The sequence below is a fragment of the Inquilinus sp. 2KB_23 genome, from assembly GCF_052115705.1.
In the GTDB taxonomy this organism is placed as follows: domain Bacteria; phylum Pseudomonadota; class Alphaproteobacteria; order DSM-16000; family Inquilinaceae; genus Inquilinus; species Inquilinus ginsengisoli_A.
The window spans coordinates 1-8,274 of the sequence record NZ_JBFRHF010000056.1 but is presented as its reverse complement, the minus strand read 5'-3'; the positions used below and the strand labels follow the sequence as shown (position 1 = coordinate 8,274).

10 protein-coding genes are annotated in these 8,274 nt (G+C 70.1%); 6 read left to right on the top strand and 4 right to left on the bottom strand.

Going from position 1 to position 8,274, the window contains the following annotated elements; translation table 11 throughout:
- Both AB4112_RS35630 and AB4112_RS35625 read right to left on the bottom strand, forming a co-directional pair.
- A partial coding sequence (locus AB4112_RS35630) for a hypothetical protein (RefSeq protein ID WP_441727166.1) occupies window positions 1-508 on the bottom strand: 508 nt, incomplete at its 3' end.
- Between the two features lie 249 nt (window positions 509-757).
- On the bottom strand, window positions 758-1,657 hold the full coding sequence (locus AB4112_RS35625; RefSeq protein WP_441727164.1) for a LysR family transcriptional regulator: 900 nt from the start codon (window positions 1,655-1,657) through the stop codon (window positions 758-760).
- Window positions 1,658-1,767: 110 nt separating this feature from the next.
- Between AB4112_RS35625 and AB4112_RS35620 the strand changes: the two genes are divergently transcribed.
- From AB4112_RS35620 to AB4112_RS35600, 5 genes are all read left to right on the top strand, one after another.
- On the top strand, window positions 1,768-2,673 hold the full coding sequence (locus AB4112_RS35620; RefSeq protein ID WP_441727162.1) for an arginase family protein: 906 nt from the start codon (window positions 1,768-1,770) through the stop codon (window positions 2,671-2,673).
- A gap of 26 nt (window positions 2,674-2,699) precedes the next feature.
- The gene (locus AB4112_RS35615; RefSeq protein ID WP_309793292.1) at window positions 2,700-3,074 is read left to right on the top strand and encodes a RidA family protein; all 375 of its coding nucleotides are present in this window, start codon (window positions 2,700-2,702) and stop codon (window positions 3,072-3,074) included.
- Window positions 3,075-3,158: 84 nt separating this feature from the next.
- Entirely contained in the window at window positions 3,159-3,905 is a 747-nt protein-coding gene (locus AB4112_RS35610) for a response regulator (protein WP_441727159.1), read from the top strand.
- A complete protein-coding gene (locus tag AB4112_RS35605) occupies window positions 3,905-5,284 on the top strand; it encodes a sensor histidine kinase (protein WP_441727157.1) in 1,380 nt (459 codons plus the stop codon). The genes AB4112_RS35610 and AB4112_RS35605 overlap by 1 nt, the downstream gene beginning before the upstream one ends.
- Window positions 5,285-5,345: 61 nt before the next feature.
- On the top strand, window positions 5,346-6,215 hold the full coding sequence (locus AB4112_RS35600; RefSeq protein WP_441727155.1) for a MipA/OmpV family protein: 870 nt from the start codon (window positions 5,346-5,348) through the stop codon (window positions 6,213-6,215).
- Here AB4112_RS35600 and AB4112_RS35595 read toward each other — a convergent pair.
- A complete protein-coding gene (locus AB4112_RS35595; RefSeq protein ID WP_441727153.1) occupies window positions 6,160-6,834 on the bottom strand; it encodes a TetR family transcriptional regulator in 675 nt (224 codons plus the stop codon). The two genes, AB4112_RS35600 and AB4112_RS35595, sit on opposite strands and share 56 nt — an antisense overlap.
- A 345-nt stretch (window positions 6,835-7,179) precedes the next feature.
- Between AB4112_RS35595 and AB4112_RS35590 the strand changes: the two genes are divergently transcribed.
- The gene (locus AB4112_RS35590) at window positions 7,180-7,845 is read left to right on the top strand and encodes an O-methyltransferase (RefSeq protein WP_441727151.1); all 666 of its coding nucleotides are present in this window, start codon (window positions 7,180-7,182) and stop codon (window positions 7,843-7,845) included.
- Between the two features lie 18 nt (window positions 7,846-7,863).
- Here AB4112_RS35590 and AB4112_RS35585 read toward each other — a convergent pair.
- Window positions 7,864-8,274, bottom strand: a 411-nt coding sequence (locus tag AB4112_RS35585) for a M10 family metallopeptidase C-terminal domain-containing protein (RefSeq protein WP_441727149.1), incomplete at its 5' end; no start/stop codon positions are given.

Sequence of the window (8,274 nt, the reverse complement as noted above, 5' to 3'; positions counted from 1 at the left end):
TCACCGACCCCACCGGCCGGTCCTCGACCCGGACGTCCTGGTCCTCGTAGAGCCCGTCGACCCGCTCCTCGAGATCGTCCTTCAGGGCGTTGAAGCGGCCCTCATCCTCGATCTCCTCGCAGATCATGTCCTGCAGGGTGTCCTGGACCTCGTCGCGGTGGCGGTCGCGGCGGGCCTTGCGGGCGGCCAGGCGGTCGGGGGTCTCGGCCCGGTCCTGGGCGCACAGCTTGTCGGCGGCGCGGGCGCGCTGGGCCAGGGACTGCTGCACCGTGCGGGAGAAGCGGGCGAAGGCCAGCCCGGCCTCCCGCGCCTCGGCCCTGGCGGCCACCGCCTCGTCGGTCTTGGGCGCCGCGGCCTTGACCTGGGCCTGGGCGTCGAGCGCACGGGCGCCCTCGCCCCTGACCAGCTGCAGGCTGAGCTCGGCGATCTCGGTGAGCATCTCCATCTGCTGCAGCGCGAGGCTGCGGCAGTGGGCCTGGATGTCGAACCCTTCTGGTGGCGTTTTCATGGAACGTATCATGAACGAGTCGTTCCAGTTAACACAATGCACGTTTTGTTCACGCCGATTGCCTCTCCTCCCCGGGCTTGACCCGGGGATCACGGGAGAGGTCGGAGACGCGAAGCGGCTCCGGGTGAGGGCTCTTTGTCGAAGCCTGGGCCAGCCCTCACCCGGTCTCGCTACGCGAGCCCGGCCTCTCCCGCCAGGCGGGAGAGGCAATCTGAACGTTGCCTGGCTTCCCGTCCCAGCCCCATGCCGTCAGCCCCCGAGTTCCGCCACCATGAGGTCGATGAAGCGGCGGACCCGGGGTTCCAGCAGGCGCCGGCTGGGATAGATCGCGAGGATCTCGACGTCCCCGGCGTCGAGGCCGGGCAGCAGGTGCCGCAGGCGGCCGGCGGCCACGTCCCCCGCCACCAGGAAGTCCGGCAGCAGGGCGAGGCCGAGCCCGGCGACGGCGGCGTCGCGCAGGGCTTCGCCGCTGTCCAGCCGCAGCCGGCCGCTGCCCTGCACCCGGGCCCAGCCGCCGTCGTCGTCGCGGAACCGCCAGATGTGGCTGCGGCCGCGGCTGCGGAAGATCAGGCGGTCATGCCGTTCGAGGTCGTCGATGCCGGCCGGTTCGCCGCGGGCGGCGATGTAGGACGGCGCGGCGCACAGCACCGCCCGGTGCCGGCCCACCACGCGGGACACCAGCCGCGAATCCGAATTCGCGCCCCCGATCCGCACCGCCAGGTCGAAGCCCTCCTCGACGATGTCCGCCCTTCGGTCGGTGAAGCTGACCTCGACCTGAAGCTCGGGCCAGGCCGCGAGATACCGCGCCAGCAGCGGCAGGATGACCAGCCGCCCGAAAGCGTCCGGGACGGTGAGCCGCAGCAGCCCGCGCGGCGTGCCGGCATTCCCGGCCACGCTGGCCTCGGCCTCGTCGACCGCCGCCAGGATGCGCTGCCCCCGGTCGTAGAACACCCGGCCCTCATCGGTGAGGCTGAGCGTCCGCGTCGTGCGGTTCAGCAGTCGGGCGCCCAGCCTGTCCTCCAGCCGGCCCACCGCCTTGCCCGCCGCCGACCGGGTCAGGCCCATCGCCTGCCCGCCGGCGACGAAGCTTCCGGCATCGACCACGGCCAGGAAGACCAGGACCTCGTTCAGATTCGCGCGCAGTGCCATGTCGCCTCGGGGATTATCAGGAACCGTCGTCGCGTCAGTGTAGAACTCTGTTCGCCAATTGACGCCCTATATGAAGGCTGGCGAACCCCGATCTGACACAAGGACATCCGATGACCGGCACCGGCGACACCACCCTGCGGCTGCTGTTCCCCCAATGGCAGGGCGGCAACAACCCGCCCTATGTCTTCGGCGCCCAGCTGCTGTCCTGGCTGGCGCCCGAGGCCACCGGGCCGGTCGAGCAGGTCAGCGTCACACCGCCCGATGGCACTCCGCTCACGGCCGAGAACGGCATCGTCGGGCGCGCGGCGCTGCTGGCCCAGCTGGCCGATGCCCGCCGCCTGATCGACAAGCACCGGCCCGACCGACTGGTGGTGCTGGGCGGCGACTGCCTGGTCGACCTGGCGCCCTTCGCCTATCTCAACGAGCGCTATGACGGCGACCTGGCGGTGCTGTGGGTCGATACCCACCCGGATGTGATCACCCCGCGGGAATACGAGAACGCCCATGCCATGGTCATGGGCAACCTGCTGGGCGAAGGCGATGCCGATTTCGTCGCGGCGGTGAAGCGGCCGATCAAGCCGCAGAACGTGATGTTCGCCGGCCGCCAGGACACGCTGGAGGCGCTGCCGGCGGTCCGCGCGATGGAGACGGCGTTCTTCCAGCGGCTGAACCTGCGCAGCGTCGGCCCGGCCGATCTCGCGGAGACCAGCGAGCCGGTGCTGGAGTGGCTGAAATCGATCGGCGCCCGGCACCTGGCGATCCATTTCGACCTGGATATCCTCGACCCGACCCTGTTCCGGTCCCTGCTGTTCGCGAATCCCGACCCGGCCTCGCCGGCGCTGGACGGCATTCCCCGCGGCCGGATGACGATGGACCAGATCGTCCGACTGTTCGCGGATGTGTCCAAGGCTGTGGACGTGGTCGGGCTGGGGATCACCGAGCATCTGCCCTGGGATTCCCTGGCGTTGCGGACGATGCTGGCGCAGCTGCCCCTGCTCGGGTCGCCGTCGCGCTGATACCCCCCACGAGGAAGGAGACCGCCATGCTCGAAGCCGTCAACCGGCCGGGGGTTCCGCCGATGCCGACCTACAGCCAGGGCATGGTGGCCACCGGGTCCCGCACGCTCTACGTCTCCGGCCAGGTGGCGGTCGGGTCCGCGCGGGCCGACGGCATCGCGGCGCAGGCCGAGGTCGCGTTCGAGAATCTGCGCCTGGTGCTGTCCGCCGCGGCCATGACCATGGCGGATGTCGCCAAGCTGACCGTCTTCCTCACCGAGGAGGCCGACATCCCCGGCTTCATGGCGGTGTACACCGCCCGGATGCCGACGTCGCCGCCGCCGGCGGTCACGCTGGTGGTGGTCAAGGCGCTGGCCGCGCCGCAATACCGGGTCGAGGTCGAGGCCATCGCGGTGCGCTAGCGATCGGGCTGCGACCGGATGCAAGACACAAAAAATAACATTTGCAGGGATGATCGCCGGCCCGCCCGCTGCGAGGATGCCGCGATGGTGGGACCCTTGAAGACCCTGTCGCCGGCCGAGCCGGCGCGGCCGGCGCATGTGCTGCTCGTCGAGGACGATCTCGAGATCTCTCGGATGCTGCAGGGCGTGCTGTCGGAGAGCGGCTTCACTGTCTCCGGCGTGACCGAGGCGGCCGGGATGGACGGGGTGCTGGCCAGGGACAAGGTCGACCTGGTCGTGCTCGACATCATGCTGCCGGGAGAGGACGGCCTGAGCATCTGCCGCCGGCTGCGGACGGCGTCGGCGATCCCGATCATCATGGTGACGGCCCGCGGCGACGCGGTCGACCGCATCGTCGGGCTGGAGATCGGGGCCGACGACTACCTGCCCAAGCCGTTCGATTCCCGCGAGCTGGTGGCGCGCATCCGGGCGCTGCTGCGGCGCGCCCAGGGCGGGACCGGCGGCGGCCGCACGCGCCCGCTGCGCTTCGCCGGCTGGCGGATCGACCCGGCGTCGCGGCAGCTGCACGACCCCGACGGGCTGCAGGTCGCCATGACCAGCGTCGAGTTCGACCTGCTGGCGGCCCTGTGCCGGCACCCCGGCCAGGTGCTGTCGCGCGACCAGCTGATCGAGCTGACGCACAGCGGCCTGGCCAGCCCGATCCAGCGCAGCATCGACGTCCATGTCAGCCGGATCCGGCAGAAGATCGAGCCGGACCCCGACAACCCGCGCTACATCAAGACCGTGCGCCTGGGCGGCTACATGTTCACCGAACCGGTGGAGCAGGCCTGATGCGATTCCGGCCTCGCCTGATCCCGCGCAGCATCGTCAGCCAGATCACCGGGATCGTCGTCGCCTCGATGCTGCTCGGCATCGGACTGACCGGCACCGTCCTGTTCCTGTTCTTCAGGGACCCCGACGCGCGGGACGGAATTTCACTCTCCGCGATGGGGTTCGCCAAGATCACCCAGCTGGTTCAGAGCGCCAAGACCCCGGAAGAGGCCGACATGATCCTCGGCGTCGCCCGGCGGGCCGGCGCCGATGTCATCCGGGTGCCGCTGGCCGAACTGGCGGCCCAGCCCGACGACCCGCCCACGCCGATCCTGTCCAGCGTGATCGCCTATCAACTGAGATCCGGCTGGGGCATCCAGGCGTGGGGCGGCACGTTCCCTCCCGGCGGCCGCCCCCGGCTGGTGGTGCAGCTCGACGATCGGTCCGCGCTGCTGTTCGCCGCGCCGACCATGGCCGGCCAGTGGCTGGTCATCCTCAAGCCCACGGTGCTGATCATCATCACGATGATCGTGTTCGTGCTGTTCCTCTCGATCTATGCGGTGCGCTGGATCATCGCGCCGCTGTCGGCGCTGGGGATCGCGGCCGATTCCTTCGGGCGCTCGCCCGATGACGACCGACGGCTCAGCCGCCGGGGACCGGACGAGATCGGCCGGCTGGCCGACGCCCTCAACACCATGCGCACGCGCATCCGGGCCCTGATCGACGACCGCACCCGCATGCTGGCCGCGATCAGCCACGACCTGCGGACGCCGCTGACCCGCCTGCGGCTGCGCGCCGAACGGATCGATGACCCGGAACTGCGCGACGGCGTCCTGCACGAGGTGGTGCGGATCAGCGGCATGCTCGACGAAACGCTGGAGTATCTGCAGCCGGGGGCCCGGGAAGAGCGGATGTCGCGGGTCGATCTGTCGAGCCTGCTGCGGACGGTCTGCACCGAATTCGGCGATGTCGGGCACGGCGTCACCTATGCCGGGCCGTCGCGGCTGGGCTGGGTCTGCCGGCCCCATGCGCTGACCCGCGCGGTCAGCAACGTGGTCGACAACGGCGTCCAGCATGGGTCGGCGGTGCGGGTCGACTTGCGGGTCGGCGCGGACGGCATCGCGGAGATCGAGGTGGCGGATGACGGTCCGGGCATTCCCGCGCCGCTGCGCGAGAAGGTATTCGATCCCTTCTTCAAGGGCGACGAGACCCGGCCGGCGACGGCAGGCCGCGGTTTCGGGCTGGGTCTGTCGATCGCGCGCGACGTGGTTCGCGGGCATGGCGGCAGTATCGAACTGCTCGACCGCCTGCCGCATGGCCTGATCGTCCGGATGTCGCTGCCGCGTGATCCATCCGGTCTCTGCCCACCGGCGCCCGCAACATCTCTTAACGCAACTTAAAACCCTCCCGTCCCGCCGGCTCTTATTCTCGCAGCTCTTTCGAGCCACGGGGATAAACCGAATGACGGCGCTTCTGTCGACTGCTGTTTCTTTTGCACGGCCAAGTATCCGCCGGGGCAGGACTGGTGCGCCGTTCGCCCTGGCCGGGGCGTGCCTGGTGCTGTTCGCGACCAGCACGCCGGTGGGGGCCCAGGACCTGATCCGCGGCCAGCCGGAGGACACCCCGGAGGCGGTCGATCCCGGCGGCAAGGACTGGACCTTCGTCCTCGGCGGCGGCGTCCGGGTCGGACCGAGCTACCAGGGCTCCGACAAGGTCTCGGTGTCGCCGCTGCCCTTCGTCGCGATCGACTGGCGGGACCGGGTCTTCCTCGACATGGAGCGCGGGATCGGCGTCAACGTGGTGCGCAGCGGGGCCCTCAAGCTGGGCGTCTCGGTCGGCCTTGCCCCCGGCCGGAACGAGGACGACGAGGACCATCTGAAGGGCCTGGGCGATATCGACACGGCCGCGCGCGGCCATATCTTCGGGTCCTATTCCTTCGGCATGCTGCAGCTCGGCATCGACCTCTCCAAGGATTTCGGCGGCAGCGACGGGCTGCAGGTCCGGCCCAGTGTGTCGGTGCAGGTTCCGCTGTCCGCGACCTGGAAGCTCACATCCGGCGTCTCCGCCACCTGGGCCGACGACGACACCATGCAGACCTTCTTCGGCGTCTCGTCAGCGCAGTCCCGCAGCTCGGGGCTGGAGCGCTTCGACGCCGGGGCCGGGTTCAAGAGCGTCGATTTCCGGGTCGGCCTCAACTGGGCGATCTCCGAAAGCTGGTTCGCCACGGCGAATGTGGGGGTCGGCGTCCTGCTCGGCGATGCGGCCGACAGCCCGATCACCGAGAGCCGGGTGCAGCCCTCGGTCGCGCTCGCGGTCGGCTACCGGTTCTGAGGCCGCCGAGATAGCCGCAGAGCATGTCGGCCAGGGCCTCGGCATAGGTCGCGATCTCCGCCGGGGTCCGGGGCGTTTCCGAGAAGCTTTTGCCGACCTCGCTCAGCGTCGTCATGATCAGGTCGCGGGCCAGGTCGCGGGTTGGGTCCGCCGCCTCGGGCAGCGCCTCGCGCATGAAGGCCTCGACCGCGCGGCGTCCGGCCGCCCTCACCTCCCCCGCCTCGGGCGCATCGCGGTACAGCGGGGCGGCGTCGTTGAGCGCGACCCGGACCTCGGCCTCGTCGCATTCCGAGCGCAGGAAGGCGTGGACCAGGCTACGCAGCCGGTCCGGCGGCGGCGTCGCGGTGTCCTCGAGGATGCCGCACATCATCTCGGTGGTCTGGCGCCACTCGTCGCTCTGCAGCCGGAACAGGATGGCGGCCTTGTTCGGGAAGTACTGGTACACCGACCCGACGCTGACCCCGGCCCGCTCGGCCACCCGCGCGGTGGTGAAGCGCCGGGCGCCTTCCTTCGCCAGAACCTGAACCGCCGCATCCAGGATCGCCGCCACCAGCACCGCCGAGCGGGCCTGCTGCGGCTGCTTTCGCGAGGAGATCGGCGGGCTTCGGCGATCGGTCATGGGGCGGTGCGGCAATCCGAATCGGGAATTTGACGAATTAGTCGTATCCCTGGCCCAGTGCAAGGAGACCCGGGAGCCAGCCGCCAGGATCGAGTCCGTCTCCATCGTCGGGTTCGGCATCCCCGATGGCCCCGCGCCGTCCGCCGCCGGAACCTGAACAGCAGCGTCCAGAACCGGGGCAACCGGCGCGGCCGGGTGAGCCGGCCGGGCCGGTTTTCGCGAGGGAATCCGCGGCCTTCAATGATTGGTCGTGGGGCAGCGCGGCAATGCGAATCAGAAACCTGACGAACTCGTCGTATTTCTGGTCCGGCGCGAAAACGCGCTGATTTGAGACCGGAGACCTGCATGACCACCCTGACCGCCGCCCCGCTCGCCCCCCTGCTCGACCGCCTGTTCATCGAGGCCGATGCCGCCTCGGCGATGGCGAGCCCCGCATTCGCCGCCGTCTCCCCCGAGGAGCGGGTGCGCCTGATGCGGAGCAAGACCGATTACCTCGACCTCTACACCCGCCTGAAGGACTTCCCTTTACCCGTCTCGCGCGAGACCGGCGCGCTGCTGTACATGCTGGCGCGGGGCTGCGGCGCGCGGGCGATCGTCGAGTTCGGGACCTCCTTCGGCATCTCGACCCTGCATCTCGCCGCCGCCCTGCGCGACAATGGCGGCGGCCGCCTGATCACCAGCGAATTCGAGCCGTCCAAGGTGGCCCGGGCCCGCGATCACCTGACCGCCGGCGGCCTGATCGACCTGGTGGAGATCCGGGTGGGCGACGCCCTGCAGACGCTGGGCGCCGACCTGCCCGACAGCATCGACCTGCTGCTGCTCGACGGCGCCAAGGCGCTGTACCCCGAGATCCTGGACCTGGTGGAGAGCCGCCTGCGGCCGGGCGCCTTCATCGTCGCCGACAACGCCGATCACAGCCCCGACTACCTCGCGCGGGTGCGCTCGCCCGACGGCGGCTACCTGTCCACGCCGTTCGGCGAGGATGTCGAGCTGTCCCTGCGGCTCGGCTGACGCGTCGACGGGGGCGGCCTACAGCACGAAATCCGCCGCCGTCAGCGCATGGTCGGCGCGGACGTTGATGGCGAAATCGGCGATGCGGTCGCCATTGGTGTCGGCATAGACCACCTGGGTCGCCCCCGCCGTCACCACCAGCATCTCCCCGGCATGGCCGGTGAAATTGCCGGCGATCAGGCTGAAGGCGGTGTCGCCATTGGCCGAATTGCCGTCGGCGTCGATCGCCGAGAGGTCGATATGGTCGCCGGTGGTGAAGTCGTAGATGGTGTCCTTGCCCGCCGACGCCACGGTGCTGTCGGCGATGGCGGTGTAGACGAAGCTGTCATTGCCGGCCCCGCCCTGCAGCAGGTCGGCGCCGATGCCCCCCGTCAGGACATCGTCGCCGGCCCCGCCCGACAGGGTGTTGGCAGTCTCGTCGCCGGTCAG

Bases quoted from the DNA above. Each gene is read 5' to 3' on its own strand.
- AB4112_RS35595 (WP_441727153.1), bottom strand. From the start codon at position 6,834: ATGACCGATCGCCGAAGCCCGCCGATCTCCTCGCGAAAGCAGCCGCAG.
- AB4112_RS35590 (WP_441727151.1), top strand. From the start codon at position 7,180: ATGACCACCCTGACCGCCGCCCCGCTCGCCCCCCTGCTCGACCGCCTG.
- AB4112_RS35620 (WP_441727162.1), top strand. From the start codon at position 1,768: ATGACCGGCACCGGCGACACCACCCTGCGGCTGCTGTTCCCCCAATGG.
- AB4112_RS35625 (WP_441727164.1), bottom strand. From the start codon at position 1,657: ATGGCACTGCGCGCGAATCTGAACGAGGTCCTGGTCTTCCTGGCCGTG.
- AB4112_RS35615 (WP_309793292.1), top strand. From the start codon at position 2,700: ATGCTCGAAGCCGTCAACCGGCCGGGGGTTCCGCCGATGCCGACCTAC.
- AB4112_RS35605 (WP_441727157.1), top strand. From the start codon at position 3,905: ATGCGATTCCGGCCTCGCCTGATCCCGCGCAGCATCGTCAGCCAGATC.
- AB4112_RS35610 (WP_441727159.1), top strand. From the start codon at position 3,159: ATGGTGGGACCCTTGAAGACCCTGTCGCCGGCCGAGCCGGCGCGGCCG.
- AB4112_RS35600 (WP_441727155.1), top strand. From the start codon at position 5,346: ATGACGGCGCTTCTGTCGACTGCTGTTTCTTTTGCACGGCCAAGTATC.